At 73.3% G+C, this 18,690-nt stretch carries 23 protein-coding genes; 14 read left to right on the top strand and 9 right to left on the bottom strand.

Going from position 1 to position 18,690, the window contains the following annotated elements:
• The first annotated feature begins 268 nt into the window (after positions 1-268).
• The 5 genes from ACIF8T_RS36870 to ACIF8T_RS36850 all read left to right on the top strand — a co-directional run bounded on the left by ACIF8T_RS36870 (position 269) and on the right by ACIF8T_RS36850 (position 3,059).
• Positions 269-697: a hypothetical protein gene (locus ACIF8T_RS36870; protein ID WP_400041392.1), complete on the top strand. Its 429-nt coding sequence runs from the start codon at positions 269-271 to the stop codon at positions 695-697.
• 200 nt (positions 698-897) lie between these two features.
• Positions 898-1,338 carry a nuclear transport factor 2 family protein gene (locus ACIF8T_RS36865; RefSeq protein ID WP_400041448.1) on the top strand — a complete coding sequence of 147 codons (441 nt, stop codon included), beginning with the start codon at positions 898-900 and terminating at the stop codon, positions 1,336-1,338.
• Positions 1,339-1,430: 92 nt separating this feature from the next.
• The gene (locus tag ACIF8T_RS36860; RefSeq protein WP_400041391.1) at positions 1,431-2,327 is read left to right on the top strand and encodes a DMT family transporter; all 897 of its coding nucleotides are present in this window, start codon (positions 1,431-1,433) and stop codon (positions 2,325-2,327) included.
• 204 nt (positions 2,328-2,531) lie between these two features.
• Positions 2,532-2,684 carry a hypothetical protein gene (locus ACIF8T_RS36855; RefSeq protein WP_400041389.1) on the top strand — a complete coding sequence of 51 codons (153 nt, stop codon included), beginning with the start codon at positions 2,532-2,534 and terminating at the stop codon, positions 2,682-2,684.
• 174 nt (positions 2,685-2,858) lie between these two features.
• Positions 2,859-3,059: a hypothetical protein gene (locus ACIF8T_RS36850; protein WP_400041387.1), complete on the top strand. Its 201-nt coding sequence runs from the start codon at positions 2,859-2,861 to the stop codon at positions 3,057-3,059.
• A 432-nt stretch (positions 3,060-3,491) separates the two neighbouring features.
• Here ACIF8T_RS36850 and ACIF8T_RS36845 read toward each other — a convergent pair whose 3' ends face one another.
• From ACIF8T_RS36845 to ACIF8T_RS36835, 3 genes are all read right to left on the bottom strand, one after another.
• The gene (locus ACIF8T_RS36845) at positions 3,492-4,526 is read right to left on the bottom strand and encodes a hypothetical protein (RefSeq protein WP_400041385.1); all 1,035 of its coding nucleotides are present in this window, start codon (positions 4,524-4,526) and stop codon (positions 3,492-3,494) included.
• A 107-nt stretch (positions 4,527-4,633) separates the two neighbouring features.
• Positions 4,634-5,542 carry a hypothetical protein gene (locus tag ACIF8T_RS36840; RefSeq protein ID WP_400041383.1) on the bottom strand — a complete coding sequence of 303 codons (909 nt, stop codon included), beginning with the start codon at positions 5,540-5,542 and terminating at the stop codon, positions 4,634-4,636.
• Between the two features lie 579 nt (positions 5,543-6,121).
• Positions 6,122-6,592 (bottom strand): ATP-binding protein, encoded by a 471-nt coding sequence (locus ACIF8T_RS36835; RefSeq protein ID WP_400041381.1) that lies wholly within the window; start codon positions 6,590-6,592, stop codon positions 6,122-6,124.
• 140 nt (positions 6,593-6,732) lie between these two features.
• On the opposite strand from ACIF8T_RS36835, the gene ACIF8T_RS36830 reads away from it, so the two are divergent.
• Positions 6,733-7,128, top strand: coding sequence for an STAS domain-containing protein (locus ACIF8T_RS36830; RefSeq protein WP_400041379.1), 396 nt, complete (start codon positions 6,733-6,735; stop codon positions 7,126-7,128).
• Positions 7,129-7,688: 560 nt separating this feature from the next.
• Positions 7,689-8,348 carry a lysophospholipid acyltransferase family protein gene (locus ACIF8T_RS36825; RefSeq protein WP_400041377.1) on the top strand — a complete coding sequence of 220 codons (660 nt, stop codon included), beginning with the start codon at positions 7,689-7,691 and terminating at the stop codon, positions 8,346-8,348.
• A gap of 360 nt (positions 8,349-8,708) precedes the next feature.
• Here the strand turns inward: ACIF8T_RS36825 and ACIF8T_RS36820 are convergent, their stop codons facing one another.
• The gene (locus ACIF8T_RS36820) at positions 8,709-9,296 is read right to left on the bottom strand and encodes an NADPH-dependent FMN reductase (RefSeq protein ID WP_400041375.1); all 588 of its coding nucleotides are present in this window, start codon (positions 9,294-9,296) and stop codon (positions 8,709-8,711) included.
• Positions 9,297-9,502: 206 nt separating this feature from the next.
• Positions 9,503-10,144 carry a TetR/AcrR family transcriptional regulator gene (locus ACIF8T_RS36815; protein WP_400041373.1) on the bottom strand — a complete coding sequence of 214 codons (642 nt, stop codon included), beginning with the start codon at positions 10,142-10,144 and terminating at the stop codon, positions 9,503-9,505.
• A 280-nt stretch (positions 10,145-10,424) separates the two neighbouring features.
• Between ACIF8T_RS36815 and ACIF8T_RS36810 the strand changes: the two genes are divergently transcribed.
• From ACIF8T_RS36810 to ACIF8T_RS36800, 3 genes are all read left to right on the top strand, one after another.
• Entirely contained in the window at positions 10,425-10,745 is a 321-nt protein-coding gene (locus tag ACIF8T_RS36810; protein ID WP_400041371.1) for a VOC family protein, read from the top strand.
• A 145-nt stretch (positions 10,746-10,890) separates the two neighbouring features.
• The gene (locus ACIF8T_RS36805) at positions 10,891-11,589 is read left to right on the top strand and encodes a YitT family protein (protein WP_400041369.1); all 699 of its coding nucleotides are present in this window, start codon (positions 10,891-10,893) and stop codon (positions 11,587-11,589) included.
• The gene (locus tag ACIF8T_RS36800; protein ID WP_400041368.1) at positions 11,586-12,836 is read left to right on the top strand and encodes an MFS transporter; all 1,251 of its coding nucleotides are present in this window, start codon (positions 11,586-11,588) and stop codon (positions 12,834-12,836) included. Before ACIF8T_RS36805 ends, ACIF8T_RS36800 begins: the two co-directional genes overlap by 4 nt.
• 109 nt (positions 12,837-12,945) lie before the next feature.
• On the opposite strand, the gene ACIF8T_RS36795 is transcribed toward ACIF8T_RS36800, so the two are convergent.
• Positions 12,946-13,608 (bottom strand): ScbR family autoregulator-binding transcription factor, encoded by a 663-nt coding sequence (locus ACIF8T_RS36795; protein ID WP_400041366.1) that lies wholly within the window; start codon positions 13,606-13,608, stop codon positions 12,946-12,948.
• 102 nt (positions 13,609-13,710) lie between these two features.
• Between ACIF8T_RS36795 and ACIF8T_RS36790 the strand changes: the two genes are divergently transcribed.
• Positions 13,711-14,604, top strand: a complete 894-nt coding sequence (locus ACIF8T_RS36790) for a ScbA/BarX family gamma-butyrolactone biosynthesis protein (protein ID WP_400041365.1) — start codon at positions 13,711-13,713, stop codon at positions 14,602-14,604.
• Between the two features lie 98 nt (positions 14,605-14,702).
• Here the strand turns inward: ACIF8T_RS36790 and ACIF8T_RS36785 are convergent, their stop codons facing one another.
• Positions 14,703-15,473, bottom strand: a complete 771-nt coding sequence (locus tag ACIF8T_RS36785) for an SDR family NAD(P)-dependent oxidoreductase (protein ID WP_400041363.1) — start codon at positions 15,471-15,473, stop codon at positions 14,703-14,705.
• Complete coding sequence (locus tag ACIF8T_RS36780) at positions 15,470-15,652, bottom strand: hypothetical protein (RefSeq protein ID WP_400041361.1); 183 nt, start codon at positions 15,650-15,652, stop codon at positions 15,470-15,472. Before ACIF8T_RS36780 ends, ACIF8T_RS36785 begins: the two co-directional genes overlap by 4 nt.
• Between ACIF8T_RS36780 and ACIF8T_RS36775 the strand changes: the two genes are divergently transcribed.
• Positions 15,651-16,559: a zinc-binding alcohol dehydrogenase family protein gene (locus tag ACIF8T_RS36775; protein WP_400041359.1), complete on the top strand. Its 909-nt coding sequence runs from the start codon at positions 15,651-15,653 to the stop codon at positions 16,557-16,559. The two genes, ACIF8T_RS36780 and ACIF8T_RS36775, sit on opposite strands and share 2 nt — an antisense overlap.
• A 48-nt stretch (positions 16,560-16,607) precedes the next feature.
• On the opposite strand, the gene ACIF8T_RS36770 is transcribed toward ACIF8T_RS36775, so the two are convergent.
• Positions 16,608-17,294, bottom strand: coding sequence for a ScbR family autoregulator-binding transcription factor (locus ACIF8T_RS36770; protein ID WP_400041358.1), 687 nt, complete (start codon positions 17,292-17,294; stop codon positions 16,608-16,610).
• Between the two features lie 299 nt (positions 17,295-17,593).
• On the opposite strand from ACIF8T_RS36770, the gene ACIF8T_RS36765 reads away from it, so the two are divergent.
• The gene (locus ACIF8T_RS36765; RefSeq protein ID WP_400041356.1) at positions 17,594-18,382 is read left to right on the top strand and encodes a response regulator transcription factor; all 789 of its coding nucleotides are present in this window, start codon (positions 17,594-17,596) and stop codon (positions 18,380-18,382) included.
• A gap of 214 nt (positions 18,383-18,596) precedes the next feature.
• A partial coding sequence (locus ACIF8T_RS36760; protein ID WP_280842533.1) for a biotin carboxylase N-terminal domain-containing protein occupies positions 18,597-18,690 on the top strand: 94 nt, incomplete at its 3' end.

The following is an 18,690-nucleotide window of genomic DNA, read 5'->3' as shown; positions in this document are numbered from 1 at the left end:
TAAGGCGGGGTCCGCGGGTCGGCGCGCGGGGCCGCGGTGAGCCGGTGCCTCCGGTGACGGCCGTGCTCCCCCGGAAGTCCGTCCTGAGGTCCCGTCCCGGCGTCCCGGCCGCCCGTCCGGCGAGGCCGGTCCCCGCGACCGCACCGCCCGGTACAGGGACCGCCGGCCCCCGGCGTGCGAAGGGCACCGGGCGAGCGCACATTGGAAAGTGGCCCGATCAGCCGGCGGGCGACCGCGGCGGGCCGGACGGACGACTCCAGGAGACCTCATGGCCACCCATACGAGCAGAGCACACACCCCCCGCGGGACCGCCGGCCGCGGCACGGCCGCCGGCGTGGGCGGATGGGTGGTGTTCGCCGCCTTCCTCATGATCTTCAACGGCGTGATGACGATGCTCGCCGGCATCTCCGCCGTCGCGAACGACGACGTGTTCGTCAGAACCCGCAACTACGTGTTCGAGTTCGACCTCACCACGTGGGGCTGGATCCACCTGCTCCTCGGACTCCTGGTCTTCCTCGCGGGACTCGCCCTGCTCAGGGGCGCCGTGTGGGCGCGGGTCGTCGGCGTCGCGCTCGCCGGACTGAGCATGATCGCGAACTTCATGTGGCTGCCCCACACCCCGGTCTGGGCGATGGCGCTCATCGCGATCGACGCCGCCGTCATCTGGGCGCTCTGCAGCCCGCGTTCGACGACCTGACCCGGGTACGGGGTGACACCGGCGGCAACGCCCGCGCGTCCGCGGGATGTTCGGACCCCCGTCCGCGGGAGGGCCGGGTGTCTCCCTTACCTCCGGCGTAATCGACCGCTCTCTCCTCCCCCGGCAGGATCGGGGACACCGACGGGAACTCCCGCCGGAACCGATCCGCCCGCAGCAGCGAGGAGAGTGCCGTGTTCTTCATCTCCGAGGTGAATTCAGCGAGTCCGGCGGTCTCCGTCGCCGACGCCACCCGGGCGGTCGTACAGGAGTTCCTGGCCGCGCGGCTGGCCGGGGACACCGGGCGGCTCGTGGAGCTCTTCGCCGACGAGGTCGACTGGCAGCTCGCCGAGAACCCGACCGTGCCGTGGATCCGCCCCCGGTCCACCGCCGCCGAGTGCGCCGCCCAGTTCACGGAACTGATGGAGCACACCGTCCCCGAGGACGCCCGCGCCGCCGTCGACACCTTCCTCGTCGACGGCACCGACGCCGTCCTGACGGGACACCTGTCGGGAACCGTCCGGGCGACGGGCAAGTCCTTCGCGGGACCGTTCGCGCTGCACCTCACCGTCGAGGACGGCCGCATCACCCGGCACCACCTCTACGAGAACAGCCTGTCGATCGCGCAGGCCTGCGCCCCCTGAGCGGGCCCCTGGGGCCCGTGCGGGCCGTCCCGTCGCCCATCGCCTCGGTCGCCCCATCGCCCCTCGCCTCGTCGTCCCGGAGGAGCAACACGGTGGACTCCTTGCTGCCGGTGCTGTTCGCGCTGGGTGCCGCGTTCAGCAACGCCCTCGCCACGGTCCTCCAGCGCAAGGCCGCCCTGAGCGTGCCCCGCTCCGACAAGCTGCGGGCCGGGCTGATGCTCGACCTGCTGCGGCGTCCCCTCTGGCTCGGCGGCATCGCCGCCGTCATCACCGCGGCGGTCTGCCAGGCCGTCGCGCTCGCGACCGGACCGCTGACGATCGTCCAGCCCCTCTTCGTACTGGAACTGCCGCTCGCCCTCGTCGTCGCCACGGTGCTGCTGCACGGGCGGCTGTCCCGCTCCGGCTGGGCGGCCGTCTGCGCCGTCGTCGCCGGGCTCGCCACCGCCCTCGTCGCCGCGTCCCCGGCGGGCGACGCCACGCAGGCGCCGATGGACCGGTGGATCCCGGCCCTGGCCGTCTGCACCGGCGCGATCGCCGCACTCGTCCTCGCGGCGCTGCGCCGCCCCGAGGGCCGCGCGCGGGCCGCCTGCTTCGGGCTGGCCACCGCCGTCTCGTACGCGGTGACGGCGGCTCTGATGAAGACGTCGATGCACACGCTCGACGACGGCGGCCCCACCGCGTTCCTCACCACCTGGCAGACCTACGGCTTCGCCCTGTTCGGGGCGGCCGCGCTGTTCCTCCTGGAGAACGCCATGCAGGCCGGCCCGCTGGTCGCGTCCCAGCCCGCGCTCACCCTCGGCGACGCGGGCGTGAGCCTCGCGCTCGGCATCACGGTCTACGGCGAGTACCTGCGGTCGGGGTGGTGGCTGCTGCCCCAGCTGCTGGGCGTCGCCCTGATCGTCGCGGGGGTGGTCGCCCTCGCGAGGGCGCCGCTCGCCCGCTCCCTGACCAGCGAGGACCGGCCCGCGGCCGAAGCCGGGGCCCGCTGACCGGCGGGGCGGAGGCCTCCGGGGGCGCGGCTGGACGTCCGCGCGGCGCATGTTCGTTCCGGCGCAGGCCGGGAACGCGGCGGGTTGACAGACCGGTGAAGAGTGACGGGGCAGGGCGGCGTGGCCCGGGCGGCCGGTCCGCGGAAGGACCGGCCGGAGCAGGCCTCCGCCACCCGGCCCGTCCCCCTCGCAGAGGAGCACGACATGTCCGACACGAACGACCAGGACAAGAGCCACCCCCTGGAGCAGGTGACGGGAGAACGGGACGTCCACCCGGAGGAGGAGAGCGGGCAGCAGGACGAGGCGGCGGGTTCGGCCGAGGAGGACGACACCGCGCAGGCCGACGACGACGCGTAGGGGCGCCGGCGGAACAGGCCGGCGCCGGGGAAGGCAGATGACCCGGGGGCCGTCGGCCGGGCAGGGCACCGGCCACGTCGAGCCCCGAGCCGGCCGGAGTGGGGGCTTTCGGTCACGCCGTCAGCCCCCTCGACCCGTGAGCCGGTGGTTCCGCCGTCCCGCCGTGTCCGTCCCTTGGCCGTGCTCGCCGACGGGCCGGGCGCTCCGCTCGCCCTCGTACCGGTGCGGGGCGCGCCGATCACACCGATCCCGCACGAGGCGGCGGAAGCCCCGGCCGGTTCCCACGCGACCGCGGCCCTCGACACCGGCGCCGCCGCCGGGCCGCCCGCGCGCACGGTGATCGCGGTCGGCCGCGGCACGGAAGCACTGCGATGACACGTACGGGAGCCCTCAGGCGCATCGAAGGACGCTCTCGGCCGGCCGGCGGCCGCTCCGCACGCGTCACCTTTCCGGGTCGTCTTCGCCGCCCCCCTCGGCCTCCGTCCCGCCCATCTCGCCCGTCCCGCCCGTCGCGCCGGTGAGCCGGGTCGCGAGACGGTAGGCGACGGTGACGTCGCGGTACTCCCGACCGGGGACGACCCGGTCGGGGAGGTTGGTCCGGTCGCTGCGGCTCGTCGACCGCCGCTCCCCGGTGCCCGGGAAACGGACGCGGGTCTGCGGGGGTTCCGCGAAGCGGAGACGCCCGGCGTGGACCGTCGCCCCGAACGCGACGTCCCACGCCGGGCCCTCCCCGGCGGCATCCCCCGGCCCGGGGTCCCGCCCGACGGCCGCCCGGCCGCTCTCCCCCGGCCCCGGGGCGTCAGCCGTTCACGGCGGCTCGTCCCGCTCTCCGGTGGCGCGGCGCCGGCCGGGCCGCGGTGGCAGCTTGCCGTCCTCGGTGCGTACGCGACGCGGGCGGGTGCCGCCCTGGCTCCGGGCGGTCCGGCTCCGCTCCCCTTCCGCGGGTCCGCGCGCCGTGCCCCGTCCGGCCGGGGCGGCCCGGCGCGCGGTGCCGCCCGCCGTGTCCGCAGGGGGCTCGGCAGCACCGCCGGCCTCCCGTACGGTGTCGCCCGCCGCTCGCGTCACGCCCCCGGCCGCCCCGACCACGTCCCCGGCAGGGGCGACGACCTCGTCGCCGACCGCCCCGACGACCTGCCCGGCCCCACCGCCGACCTCCTCCACCGCGCGCCCGGCGGCACCCCCCACGTCCTGGACGGCCCGGCCGGCGCCCCGGCCGACGTCCTGCGCCACCGAGCCGACGCCGCGTCCCACGTCCCGCACCGCGCCCCCGGCGCCCCGGCCGACGTCCTCGACGGCCCTGCCGGCACCCGCGCCCAGGTCGCCGAGGGCCTGACGTGCTCCCCCGCCGACGTCCTGGACCGCGGCGCCGACCCCGCGCGTCAGCTCGTGCAGGATCTCCGGGTTGCGGTCGATCGTGGTGAGCACCCGGTCGAGGATCGACGCGACGTTGTCGAGACGCACGGTGAGCCGGGCCTGCGCCTCCACCCCCGAGATGCCCAGGTGCACCCGGCCCAGCGCCACGTCGGCGCCCACGTTGAGCTTCAGCAGGTCCAGCACCTCGGCCTGCAGCGAGACGTGCGCGCGCAGGTCCTCGACCTCCAGGTCGATCTCGTCGACCTTCAGCAGGGGAACGTCGAGGAAGACGTCGGGGGTCGCGTCGGCCCCCAGGCGCCCGCCGGCCGCTCCGCCGCCGGACACGGGGCCGGTCCCGTCGTCGGGTTCCGGCTCCTCGCCCTGGACGCCGGGCTCGGTGTACTCGTCGGTGTCCTCGGCCTCGGGTCCGCCGCCGTGCACGTCGGGCTCCTCGGCCGACGCCTCGTCGCTCTCACCGTTGTCTTGCATCACCGGGCCTCCGAGTCCGCCGGACATTTCGCCCATTCTGTTCCAGTGCGGCGCTCGGTGCTCGGTCGGACACGGTCACGGCGGGTGCGGCAGGGTCCCGGCGGGCGTCACGGAAGCCGGCAGTCCCAGCGCACGGGGGTGCTGTTCCAGCGGCCGTAGGCGATGTCGTCGTCGGTCAGCGCGACGACCTCGGCGGTGGGGTAGGGCGTGGAGTCGCTGGGCAGCGACCGCCTGACACCGTTCTGCAGCAGCCACAGTTCGGCGTCCGGCGCGGCGCGGACGACCACGGAGCCGTGCCGGTTGACCGCCTGCGGCTCCCCTTCGCCGAGGATGACCGGCTGGGCGGCGGCCGGGTCCTGCCAGAGCAGGACGGTCGTGGCCGGGCTCGTGGCGTTCACCTCGTACCCGAGCACGGTGCCGCCGGCCACGGCCCGGGCCGTCGACCCAGTGCCCGGGCCGGGCAGGTGCTCGGGAAGCCGCGCCGGGGTGCCGTCGGGGCTCCAGCGGACCGCGTGCGCGGAGGTGTCGGGGCCGGCGTCGGTCCATCCGACGATAGTGCCGTCGTCGTCGATGGCGGCGCCCCGCCCCCCGGCGTCACCGGAGGGCAGGTCCAGCGCACGCACCTCGCCGGCCGGCGTCCAGAGCACCGGCACCGGCCGCTGCCCTGGGGCGCCCGAGGCTCCGGAGACCGTGCCGTCCGCGTTGATCGCCGTGGGGAGGGCGTCGAAGCCCGGCTCGACGCCCGGGAGCGCGCTGAACCGGCCGTCGCGGTGGATCCACCCCTGCGACCGGTAGGTCTCCGGGTCGAACTCGGACCCCACGATGTCGCCGCGCGCGTTGATGCCCGTGGCACCGGTGCGCGCGGTCCCCAGGTCCTCGGGCACGCCGTCGACCCATCTGACCAGGTGGTACTGGAAGTTCCTGTCCATCGTGTAGCCGACCTGGAAGCGGCCGGTGGGGTCGGAGTCGTACAGCCCGGCCCGGTACGTGCCGGCGGGCGCGGCGAGCTGCCCCATGACGCACGGCGCCCCGGTCGGCGCGGACCGCTCGGTGGCCGAACTCTCCGCGGGCCGGACGGCGGTGGCCGCGACCGTCAGAGCGGCGGCGAACAGAACGCCTGTCGTGCGTGCGATCGCTCCCGAGATGTCCCCCCGTGACGACGCCCGGTCCCCCAGCGGCCCGGCCCGCGCCCATATGCCCAGAGGAACGCGAACGAGTGGTGACACACCGCCGAAGCACGCTTGAAGGTTGCCCCGCCGCCCGGTGCGAGGACCGCCCGGCCCGCCGTTCCCCCTCCGGGCAGCCGCGCCCGCGCGGCCCGCCGTGGCGCCCTCCCCCGCTCGTGATCGTGCTCGCGGTTCCGACTTGGTCCGCCCGCGCGGTGCAGGAGGGGACACGGCTGCGTCTGCGCCCCCTGCGGGAGGGCGCCGGACGGCTTCGACGAGTACGCCCGGTCCGGGGCCGGCCGGGCGGCCGGGCAGGGCCCGTCCGCGCGGAGCTTCCGCGTGCCGGGTGAGCGTGCCCGCACCTCGGCTCGTGCCCGCGCAACCCGGCTCCGAGTGCGCCGGCCCCCGCAAGAGCTGCCGTGCCCCCGTTCAAGTCCGGCGGCCCACGCTGCCCGTCGTGTCGGCGAGTGCGATGCGGGCCGTGATGCGCTTGCCGACCGCCTCCCGCCGGATGCGCAGTTCCTCGGAGACGGCCTTGACGATCTCCAGGCCGTGCTGGCCGATGCGTCCCGGGTCGGCGGCCCGGGCGGCGGGCACGGTGGGGTCGCTGTCCCACACGACGACCTCCACCGCGTCGGCGGTGATGCACAGCTCCATCCGCACGGGCCCGGGGGCGTACTTGCGGGCGTTGGTGACCAGTTCGCTGACCACCAGCTGCGTGAGGTCCCTGACGCGCGCCGTCACGGGCAGGCAGTGGTCGCTGCGGGCCCGGTCGAGGAAGGCGACGGCGTGCTGACGGGCCTCGGCGATGCAGCCGTCGTCACCGCCCAGGGCATGGCCGACGTGCATCAGATGCGCGTCGGACGCCGTACAGCCGTCACCGTCGGCACGAGATCCCACCGGCATCGCCTCATTCCCCGTTCACGCGGGCGCCAGTACCCACCATGGCGCCCCGCATGCCCCGGGTGTCCTTCGGCACGGCCGCCCGGGTGGATGTGGCCGGGCAGGTGGGGCAGAATCGTCCGCGCACGGCCTGACCCGTGGCAAGTCTGGGCGCAGTCGAGGAGACGGGGACCGACATCCGTAAAGCTGACCGGCCGGACCGGCTCACCATCACGCACTCCGTGGTCGACGGCATCCGTGTGGTGACCGTGGACGGCGAGATCGACCACGACGTCAAGGACGCGCTCGGCGACGCTCTGCGGTCCGGCGACGGCGCGACGCCCCCGCGGATCGTGGTGGACCTCGGCGGTGTGACCTTCCTGGACTCCAGCGGCATCAACGTCTTCGTCGCCGCGCACCAGGCCCTCAGCGGCGCCGACGGGTGGCTGCGCCTCGCCGGCGCCCAGCCGTCGGTCCTGCGTGTCCTGCAACTCGTCGGCGTCGACGACTTCATCTCCTGCCACCCCACGGTGGAGCAGGCGCTGACCGCCTGAAGCGCGTCGCGCACCCGTGGCGCGGCGGCCCGGTCCGGGCCGCGGGGCGCGTGCGGTGACCGGCCGGACGGGCCGGGCTCGCCGCGGCGCCGGGCCTGAGCCTCTCGCCCGCGCCGGGCGGCGACGGGCGGAAGGCCGGCGTTGGCCTCGGCGGGGCGCCCTGTTCGATCAGCAGTTCCGCCGGATCCCGTGGCCCCCCCGGGCCCGGCGGACGAGCTCAGCGGGGCGACGGCCTCCCCCACCCGGCCGACTTCCCCCATCGGCCCGGCGAGGGCCGTGTCCCGGTCCCGGCGGCCGCCGTCGGACGGTGCCCCGGCCTCCTCGGCGTACTCCGCGCCGTGCTCGTCCGGCAGGCCGTCGACGTCCACGGCGGGGAGCATGCGGACGCCCGCCGCCGTGCCGGTCGCCGCGGGCCGTCCGGCCGGCCGCATCGACATGGCCTGCCGGCAGCTCGTCCTGAGTAGCCGGACCCGCCGGATGAGTACGACGGCTCAGGCCCCGGGGCCCTGCGGGCGGCGAGTCTGGCGGCGGAAAGCGCACCCGCGTCGAAAGGCCGTCCGTTGCTCAGCCGTGCCGCCGCTGCCGTCGTCCCCGTCCTCGGACGGCTGACCGTCACCCACGACCCCGGTCTGTCCCTGCCCCGGAGCGCCGTTTTCGCGGCGAACCACGACTCGCTCGCCGACCCGGCGCTCGTGGTGGCCGCCCTCCGGTCCCTCGGCATCGAGCCGGTCGTCATGGCCACCGCGGGGCTCTGGCGGATCCCCCTGCTCGGCAGGATGCTGGCCGGGGAGGGGCACATCCCCGTCCACCGCGGATCGGCCCGGGCGGCCGAGGCCCTGGACGCCGCGGCGGCCGCGCTGGACCGCGGACGCCATGTGCTCATCTACGGGGAGGGCGGGATCCCCCGCCGCACGGACGCCGCGGCGGAGCCGCCCGGCCCGTTCCGCACCGGACTCGCCCGCCTGGCGCACCGCTCCGGCGCACCCGTCGTACCGGTGGGTCACGCCGGTGCCCGACGCCTGACCTCGGGATCGGCCGCCAAGCAGCTCGCGGGTGCCGTCACCGCGCCGCTGCGGCGCCCCCGGCTCCACGTCCACATCGGCGCCCCCGTGTCCCTGTCCGCCGACGTCGCGTGCGGCACCGCCGCCGCTCACCGGGCCGTCAGCCTCGCCTGGGCGGAGGCGGCCCGGGCCACCGGCGAACGGGTGCGGGCGAGCTGAGCCGGGGCCTCCCGTCATGCCGCGGGGCCGCACCCATCCGGGTGCGGCCCTGTGCGACGACCTCCGCGGTCACCGGCCGGGGCCCGCTCGGAGCCGGCCGCAAGGGGGCCGGTCGCATGGACGCCCCGGGACCGCGTCACCGGACCACCTCTCCCCGCCTCCCCGCACCTGCCGGTGCCCGGCGGCGCGGACCCGGCGACCGTCAGCCCCTCCCCGGGCCGCGGCTCCCCGTCCGTCCGGTACGGCATCGGCGGCACCCGGGCGGTGTGCGACGGCCCGGCCGGGGGCGGAGCGCGTCGCGGGCGCGACCGGGCGGCCGCGGGGCCGTCCGGTCGCGCCGGGCCGGACGGCCCGGTCGGCTCACAGCGCGTAGGGCTGCTCGGCGCGTGCGGTGCGCAGGGCCCGGCCCCACCAGGCCACCTGGTCCAGCAGCTTCTTCGCCGCCGCGTCCGCGCCCTCCGGGGCGTCGTCCGCGTGGCTGAAGGAGGACCAGGGGTTGTGCAGGCTGACCATCTCGCGCACGGTCATGGCGTGCACCTCGGCGAAGACCTGGCGCAGGTGCTCGGCGGCCCGCAGACCGCCGCCCATGCCGCCGTAGGACACCAGGCCGACCGGCTTGGCGGCCCACTCCTGCAGGTGCCAGTCGATGATGTTCTTCAGCGAGGCCGGGAAGGAGTGGTTGTACTCGGGGGTGACCACGACGAAGGCGTCGGCGGCGGCCAGTCGCGCGGACAGGGCGTCCTTGACGGTCCGCACGTGCTCGGCCGGCTCCTCGCCCATCGCGGGCATGGCGACCGGCAGCGGGTGCTCCACGACGTCGATCACGTCGACCGTCATGTCGTCGCGCGACCGGGCCTGCCCGGCGATCCAGTGGCCGACCTTGTCACCGAGGCGTCCGCCACGCGCGCTGCCGATGATGACGGCGACGGACAGGGGCTGGGTGGTCATGCGTTACCTCCGGGAGAGACGGCTTCGTGCCGGACGGAGCGACGAGTGCTCCGACGCCAAAGTAAACTACACCGTGCGGAGCAAAAAGTCTTCCGGCGCCCCTCGCACCGGCGACCGGGGGCGGCGTCCGCACCCCGTCGACCCGCCCACGCACCCGCCCCGGCGGATCGCCGCCCCGGAGCCCGGGCCCGCCCGACGCGGGCGGCTCAGCCCTCGGCCCCGTACAGCCGGAGGAAGGCGGCCACGCCGGAGGCGACCAGCGCGTCCACCTCGCCCGCCGGCAGGGGCAGAGCCCCGTGGAAGGAGCGTTCGTAGGCCTCCGACATGGCGAGCTGGGTGAAGTGGGCGGCAGCCTCCTGAGGGTCGTCCACGCGCAGCCGACCGGCCTCCGTCAGGGAGGTGAAGCGCTGGGCGAGCAGGGCCTGGATGCGCTGCGGCCCTTCCGTACGCCACCTGCCGGTGACCTCGGCGGGCAACCGGGACGCCTCCGCGAAGATGACCCGCACCAGGGCGAAGTGCTGCTCGAATCCGCTCTGCGGGGCGGCGAGGGCACGACCGAGCGCCACGAGTCCGGCCCTCAAGTCGGCCGGGTCGGACAGGTGCCGTTCGATGAGCTCCTGCTGATGGGCCGCCACCGCGTGCGTGCTCTCCTGGAGGACGCTCAGCAGGAGCTGCTCCTTGTCCTGGTAGTGGTTGTAGATCGTGCGCTTGGAGACGCCGGCCTCGGCGGCGATGCCGTCCATGCTGGCACGCGTGTAACCCTCACGGCCGAAAACAGCGCGGGCGGCGTGGTCGATCGCCATGCGCTTCGCGGGTCGCCCTGGTCGGGTCGTGATGGGGGCCGTCATGTCGGGTCACTCCTTCGATAGCACTGACCGTGTCCGATCACGCTGACGTTCGCGCCAACCTTGCGAATCAGGCGAAACTGTACCGTTTAGTTTACGAACACGTCATCGATCGACCCCGTCGATCCCCTCGCACCCACCCCTTCCCGTTCGCCACAGCAGTTATTGCACTCTCCGGTTTACTTTCTGAACTGCACCGTGTAGTTTCCTTTTCGTCGGGCGAAGCCCCGTCACAGCGTCGGCACTCCCCTCGTCAGGGGGCGCTCATGAAAGGGAAGACTCCATGTTCGGCAAGCTCACGGTGATCAAGATCTTCTGCAACGACCTGGACGCGATGGTCGCCTTCTACCGCGACCGGCTCGGTCTGAAGATCCGCGAGGAGTACCCGGGAGCCGCAGTGGTCTTCGACACCGGCCACGACGGCGAGCTGATCATCCAGAAGGGCGACCAGCCCACCGCCATCGCCTTCACCGAGGTGGACATCCCCGCCGCCCATCAGGCCGTGCAGGACCTGGGCCCGACCGACATCAAGCCGCACAAGACCGGTGAGCGGTTCGAGATCACCGACCCCGAGGGCAACCAGCTCATCTTCGTCAACGCCTGACCGGCACTCCTTCGCGCGGGCCGTCCGCCGCTTGCTGCTCGGCGACGGTCCGGCTTCACCCCATTCCCCCCTGCGGGCCGTCCGCCACGTCATCCCCCCGTCGTCTGCCGGGTGGTCCGCAGGGGCCTCGTAGAGGAGCCCCACCATGTCCAAGCTAGTGACCACGCACGCGTCCGCACGGCCCCTGCGCCCCGACGACCTGCGGGAGCGGCTGCGCCGTTACGCGCTCTACCTGGCCGGCTGTGTGGTCTTCGCGTCCGGCGCCACCCTGTTCATCCACTCCGAACTCGGGGTGGACCCGCTGGACGTCCTCTCCCTGGGCGTCCTGGAACACCTCCCGCTCACCATCGGCGTGGTCCAGGCGCTCGTCGCGGCCGTGTGCATCGCCATCTGGTCGGTGTGGAACCGCCGCCGTCCGGTGGTCATGCCGTTCGTCACCTTCCTGCTCTGCGGCAGCCTCATCGACCTGATGCTCCTGGCCGACCTGGGCTGGATCTCCTCCGTGCCCTCCCTGGCCGCGGCGGTCCTGCTGTGCGCCTACGGTTCCGCGCTGATCATCATGAGCGGCACCGGCATCCGCGCCATGGACCTGATCGTCATCACCCTCAACCAGCGCTGGAACGTGCCCTTCTGGGGTGCCAAGGTCGGCGTCGAAGCCGTTCTGCTCACCCTGGGCTGGCTGCTGGGCGGCCCGGTCGGCGTCGGCACCCTGGCCTTCCTGGTCTTCGTCGACGGGCTCATCCAGCCCTTCATGTCCTTCAACTCACGCGTGCTGCACCTGACCAACCACGGCCTGTCCCGCCCCGGCGGGGTCGGCGGTCCCGTCCTGGAGGGCGCCCGGTGAACGCTCCCCCGCAAGAGGCGGCGCCGGTTCCGGTTCGCCCCGGAACCCTGCCGCTGCTGCTCTTCGCCTCCACCCTGACCGTGATGGCGGGCTCCATCCTCGCCCCGGTCATCCAGGTCATCCGCGGTGATCTCGGAGTCAGCGGCACCGCCGCCGGCCTCATCATCACCACCCACAGCCTCGCCATCGCCGTCACCAGCCCGCTGGCCGGATGGATGCTCGACCGGTGGGGCGTGCGCCTCCCGCTGGCGGGCGGACTGGTCCTGTACGGGGTGGCCGGCGGCACCGGCCTGATCGTCGAGAACTACCCGGCGCTCATCGCCACGCGCGCCCTCTTCGGCGCCGGCGCGGCCCTGGTCTTCTCGGGCACCACCGTGGCCCTGCTGAATCTCTACCAGGGACCGGCGAAGGACCGCGCGATGGGCTGGCGCGGGACGGCCACCAGTCTGGGCGGAGTGCTCTGGCCGCTGCTGGCCGGAGCCATCGGCGGCATCTCCTGGCACCTGCCCTTCGGCATCTACCTGGTCGGCGTGCCCCTCGGCATCGCCACCGCCCTGATACTGCCGCGCACCCGCCCGGCGGGCTCCGGCCGCACGGGCGGGGCGGGACCCGGTGCCTGGGCGATGCTGCGCGAGCACCGCCTCCTGCTGGTGTGGTACGCGCTGCAGTTCTGCGGCTCCCTGCTGCTGTACGTGCTGGTGGTCTTCCTGCCGGGACGCCTCGCCGAACTCGGCGTGGAGGATCCGCTGCTGGTCTCCTTCTACACCGTGGGCATGTCCGCCGCGATGAGCCTCATCGGGCTCGCGTACGCCTCGATGCGCGCCCGCCTGACCTACAGCGTGCTCCTCCGCGGATCGCTGGTGCTGTGGACGGCCGGGCTGCTTCTGCTCGCCGCCGCACCCAACGCACCCCTGCTGTTCCTGGCGCCGCTGCTGTTCGGCATCGGCCAGGGGGTGTTCTTCCCGGTGACCACGGTGCTGGTCGGCGAGGGCGTGCCCCAGGAGGTCCGCGGCAAGGCCACCTCCCTGTCGGGCACCGCCACCTTCGCCGGGCAGTTCGCCTCTCCGCTGCTGATCGGTCCCCTCATCCAGGCCACCTCGTCCATCACCGGCTTCCTGGTCGCGGCAGCCGTGCCGGCCCTGGCCGTCCTCTTCCTGATGGTCACCCGGGCGGACGTGGCGGACTCCCGCTCCGACGACGCGGTCCCGGCCGCCACCCCGGCCCCCTCCAGCCGGACCGGCGGGTGAGGGGCGCGTGCGCGGACCCGCACGGAGCCCCGGCCGGGCCGCCGGACAGCGGCCCGGCCGCAGCCGTACGGCCGCCGGCCCGGTTCCTGGCGTCCGCGGACGCGGGCGTTCACACCGGGGCGGCGGCGTCCTGCGCCTCGTCGTCCGGCAACGCGGCGACGAGGCGGGCGCTGCGGTCGGCGGAGACCTCCAACTGGCTCAGGACCGTGGGCACGGCGATGCTCGGCAACATCAGCTGCAGCATCCTCGACACCTCCGTCGACAGGTCGTAGGTGTCCGGCAGGCCCTCGGAGACGATCTGGACGCCGGTCCACGAGGACAGCAGGAGGCGGGCCGCCTGGGTCTCGTCGATGTACGCGTACATCTCCCCGCGCTCCTTGGCCTCCCCCAGCAGCGCGCTCAGCAGCGAGATCCAGTCGGGCCAGCGGGTACCGAAGAGGCGTTGTGAGTTCCGGTCCACCGACAGTCGCAGCGCGGCGCTGTAGACGGGCTCCCTGGGCAGCCGGTACGCCATGATCAGCATCGTGTCCACCGCCTCCTGGAGCTTCACCTCCTGCGGTTCGACGCCGTCGGTCGTCACCGCCTGGTCGAGCACCCCCAGGGCGAGGTCCCCCTTGGACGGGAAGTGGAAGTAGAAGGCCCCCTTGGTCACCCCGGCCCGCTTCAGGACCTCCGAGATGGTCGCCGCCTCGTAGCCGACTTCGTCGAAGACCGTTGCGGCAGCCTCCAAGATCACTTTGCGGGTCCTGATCGCCCGCTCCTGTTGCGCCACAGCTGTTCCCCCCACGGAAACAAGGAATTTCCTTTAAAAAAGACCGGCGAGTCGGTATCTTACGGCACGTCAAAGTCGTTGTCGCCAGACAGTGGGGGAATCATGTCCAGCGTGTTGCTGCGTGGTAGCGATCGCGTCGAAGAGGTCCGGCGGGAAGGCGTTCCCAGAGAGTACGTCCATCTGCACCGGGAGGAGTCCGTCCTGGTCACCGGCTGGTCCTCGCACGGGGACGACCGGTACTCGGTGACCGCGCGATGGCCCGCGGCGGGGGACGGCACCTTCCACGACACCCTGCTGCTCACGCAGACGATCCGGCAGAGTTGCCTGCTCATAGCGCATGCGGAGCGATCGGTTCCGCTCTCGCACCAGACGCTGATGGAGCGCATGGACTTCTCCCTGGCCCGCTCCTTTTGCGTTCCCAGAAACCAACCGGCTGACCTGATTGTCAACGTGTCCTGCCGGAACACGGGCCGCCGTTCGATGCGGATGGAGCTGGCCCTGCTGCACGGACAGCGGGTGGTCGCGGAGTCCGTGGTGGACTTCAGCTGGATAGCCCCGGCGGTCTACCGCAGGCTGCGGGGGGAGTACCTGCACGCCCCGTGGGGCGGGTTACCGGTCCCGGCCCCCGTGGCGGCGCACACGGTCGGGCGGACCGACGCCCTGGACGTGGTCCTCGCCGCCGGCGACCGGCCCGGCCGGTGGAACCTGCGCGTCGACGTGCGCAACAGGATGCTGTACGACCACCCCGTCGACCACGTCCCCGCTCTGGCACTGATCGAGGCGGCCTGCCAGGCCGCCCAGGGCGTCACCCACCCCGCGCCGTTCTCGCCGGTCGAGGTGGTGAGTTCGTACGACCACTACGTCGAGTTCGACGCCCCCTGCCGGATCGAGGCGGCCGTCACTCCGCCGGCCGGTGACGCCGGCCCGCTCGTCGAGGTCAAGGGCGTGCAGTACGGCAGGACGGCCTTCACCATCAGTCTGGTCGGCAGGGTCTAGCCCGGGCGGGCCGGGCCGCCCGCGGGGCACGCTCCGCGACGGCACACGGGCAAGGGGGAGCCGACCCCCTCGGGGAGGATCGGCGTCCCCCGGTCGCCTCAACGGTTGACGAACCCGCCGTCCACGGGCATCACCACGCCGGTGACGTACGACGCACGGTCACTGAGCAGCCAGGCCGCGGCCTCGGCGATCTCCTCGGGGTCCGCGGTGCGCCCCTGGGGCGTGATCGCGTGGATCGCCTCCTCCAGGCCGGGGTTGCGCCCGTACCAGTCGACGGTGATCTCGCTGCGGGTCGACCCCGGGGCCACGGAGTTCACCCTGATCCCCCGGCGCGCGTACTCGTCGGCGGCGGCCCGGGTGAAACCGACCACGGCGTGCTTGGCGGCGACGTACGGGGCGGCGGCCGGTATGGCCACCAGGCCGCCGACGCTGCTGTTGTTCACGATCGCGCCACCGCCGCCGGCCAGCATGGCCGCGATCTCGGCACGCATGCAGTTCCACAGTCCGCGGACGTTGGTGTCCATGACGGAGTCGTAGATGTCGTCGCCCATCTCGTGCAAGGGGGTCTGGTCGCCGCCTATGCCGGCGTTGTTGAACGCCCCGTCGAGCCGGCCGTGGCGGTCCACGGCGAAGTCGACCGCCCGGCGCACCTCCGCCGCGCGCGTCACGTCGGTCACCACGTACGCCGCGTCGAACCCCTTGCCGGTCAGTTCGGCCGTGAGGGCCGAGAGTCTCTCCTCACGGCGTGCGGCGAGTACCACCGCGGCTCCCTCACGGGCGAAGACGGCCGCGGCCGCGGCGCCTATACCGCTGCTCGCGCCGGTGACGAGAACCACTTTGCCGTGTAAGAGTCCATCCGTTGTGATCATGTTCCGCAGTGTCCCAGATCTTTCTGGAAGAGTTCATGACAAACAGGTAACCGGCTCTCGCCCCTTGTCTCCTCGGGGTTTCGGCGCGGCTCGCGTGGCCGCGCCGCGCCCTGCGGGATGTCGTCCTCGATGTCATTCAATGTCAACACCACCCACACGTACGGGAGTTCATCCACCATGCGGGCCATTCAGGTCGACCGCTTCGGCGGTCCGGAGGTTCTGACGCTGCGACAGGTGCCCGAGCCGGTCCCCGGTCCGGGCCAGTCGCTGATCACCGTGGAAGCCGCGGGCGTCAACTTCGCCGACGCCGTCCAGACCGACGGCTCCTACGAGGGCGGGGAACCGCCGCCGTACGTGCCGGGCCGGGAGGTGGTCGGCAGGACGCGGGACGGGCGGCGGGTGGCCGCCCTGACCAGGGGCGGCTATGCCGAACTCGCCCTGGCCGACGACGCCAGGATGATCGACGTTCCCGACGACCTGCCCGCGGGACAGGCGCTGGCCCTGCTGATGCAGGGACTGACCGCGTGGCACCTGCTGCGCACCGCGGCCCGCCTCCTGCCCGGCGAGAGCGTCGTGGTCCACTCCGCGGCGGGCGGCGTGGGCAGCCTCGCCGTGCAACTGGCCCGGGAGTTCGGCGCCGCCTGGGTGGGGGCCGCGGTCTCCACCGCCGCCAAGCGGGACCTCGTCCTGTCCCTGGGGGCCGACGCGGTGGTGGGGTATCCGCTGGACAGGCCCGCCGACGTGATCCTCGACGCGGTCGGCGGGCGGCTCTTCGACGAGGCCCTCGACTCCCTCGCCGTCTCGGGCCGGCTGGTGACCTACGGCAACGCCTCCCGCGCCGGGTTCACCCCGGTGGACCCCGCGCGGCTCGGCCGGCTCGGCGCCGGGGTCGTCGGCTTCTGGCTGCGCCCCGTCCTGGCCCGGCCCGGCGGCTACGCCGAGCCGCTCCGGGAACTCCTCTCGCTCACCCTCCGGGGACGCCTGCGGCCGGTCACCGGCGCCGAGTACCCGCTGGCCGAGGCGCGGCGGGCCCACGAGGACCTGCTGGCCCGCCGCACCACGGGCAAGGTGATCCTGCGGCCCTGAGCGGAGGGCGCCGCCCGGCGGGGCGCGGACCGTGCCGCGCCCGGCGCGTCAGTCGGGGTGGCGCGGCTGCGGGAAGGTCCCCGGCACGGTCCCGGTCAGGGGCGCCATCGCGGCGGCCACGGAGTCCGTGCCGGCCGGGGCCAGTGAGCTCCGCACACGGGAAGTGGCCACACGCGGCAGGATCAGCCGCCAGAACCGGGTGAGCGAATGGCGCGCCAGCCACTCCTCGTTCTTGCGGCTCATGGACAGGAAACCCATGGTCGCCGCCACCACGGCCGTCGCCAGGTCCTCCTGGGAGACGTCGTCGGCGAGGCTGCCCTCGTCCGCGGCCCGGGCCAGCAGCTGCCGCACGCAGTCCTGCCATTCCCGGTGGAAGTCCACGCTGGGCTCCCGGTTCCTGTCCTGGGCCAGCTGCACTCCGGCGCGCACCACCACGTCCCGGCCGAGCAGGCACGCGAGGACGTGCGAGATGTCGGTGAGCGACTGCAGCGCGTTCGCCGGGTACTGCCCGGCCTCGCGCGCCGCACGGTGCAGGGATTCCGACGCGGCGGACTCCACCGCGTCGGCCAGGGCCGCCTTGCTGCGGAAGTGGAAGTGCAGCGCGCCGGTGCTCAGGCCGGCGTGCGCGCTGACCTCCGCCAGGCGCGTCTGCACGTACCCGTGCTGTTCGAACACCTCGGCCGCCGAACAGATGAGCGCCTGACGGGTGCGGATACCCCGTTCCTGTTTCGTCACCGGTGGCTCCAGTAGGAGAACTGCCCCTGCGGCCCAGCGGCCGGCAGGGGAAGAAGAGGGAGGCAGACATGCGCGTCTGCGAGGTGGATCAATTAAACCAGCACCCCGGTTTGTATACCGTTGCCCAATGCCGGACACTGCGCCACCTCCGGTCCTAAATATGGCCTGTAAAGGGCGTGACATGGCCGAATGCGTTCCTTTTGGCAACGTTGACAAACCGGCGAGCTGGTTTTTATCGTGCTGGACGCACAGCTCTACTGGGGATGACGGTCCGTACCACGGATGTGCAGGAGCAGCAGATGACACAACAGTCCACCGCCTTACTCACCCCCCACATAACCGACTCCGTCCACGCCGTGGATCGGCTGATCCCGATCTCCACCGGCGCGCCGACCATAGAGAGAACGGCGCGCCCTCGGCCTGCCGCGGTACGCATCCTCGTCGTGGAGAGCGACCCGAACAGCGCCAAGTCCCTGGTGCAGCGCCTGCACCGGCACGGCTACCAGGCGGAGAGCGTGGCCACCGGCGCCAAGGCCCTGCAGGCGCACCACAACTGCGACCTGATCCTCCTGGATCTCGAACTGCCCGACCTGGACGGCCTGGAGATCTGCCGGAGCATCCGCGCCGTCTGTGACACACCGATCATCGTCGTCACCGCCCGGGACACCGAACTCGACCGGGTGCTGGGCCTGCAGGCGGGCTCGGACGACTACCTGGCGAAGCCGTACGGCTTCCCGGAGCTGATGGCGCGGATCGAGGCGGTCATGCGCCGGGCCCGTCCGCAGCGGCTGCCCGCGCAGGTCATCGTGCGGGGCATGCTGCGCATCGACGCGGGCACGCGCGAGGTGTGCCTCGGCGGGCGGCGCATCGAGTTGACCCGCAAAGAGTTCGACCTGCTGCATCTGCTGGCCTCCCAGCCGGACAAGGTCATCTCCCGCCGGCAGCTCATGATCCAGGTCTGGGACGACGCCTGGTCACGGCCCGGCCGCACGCTCGACACCCACGTGAGCAGTCTGCGCAACAAGCTCGGCTCCAGCCGATGGATCGTCACGGTGCGGGGAGTCGGCTTCCGGCTCGGGCACCCGTAGCGCTCCTCTCCGGTCCCTGGCGCGGCGGAACAACGGCGTTCCGCCCGCGGCGGCCTGACGTTCCCCTGACGTACGGTTCAAGAACCGCTCACCTTCCGTTGTCAGGGGTGCGAGAAGTTCAACGAACCATGCAGAAGTAGACCTTGAGTCCTGATCCGTGCACGGAACAGGCTGGTTCGCAGTGTTCCGGACGAGCCAGGAAGAGAGATCCAACGTGCGCAAGGTGCTCATCGCCAACCGTGGCGAAATCGCTGTCCGCGTGGCCCGGGCCTGCCGGGACGCCGGGATCGCGAGCGTGGCCGTCTACG

Source organism: Streptomyces sp. NPDC085946, assembly GCF_044540485.1.
GTDB lineage: Bacteria > Actinomycetota > Actinomycetes > Streptomycetales > Streptomycetaceae > Streptomyces.
The sequence above is the reverse complement of the archived record's forward strand: the minus strand, read 5'-3'. Positions and strand labels throughout refer to the sequence as shown.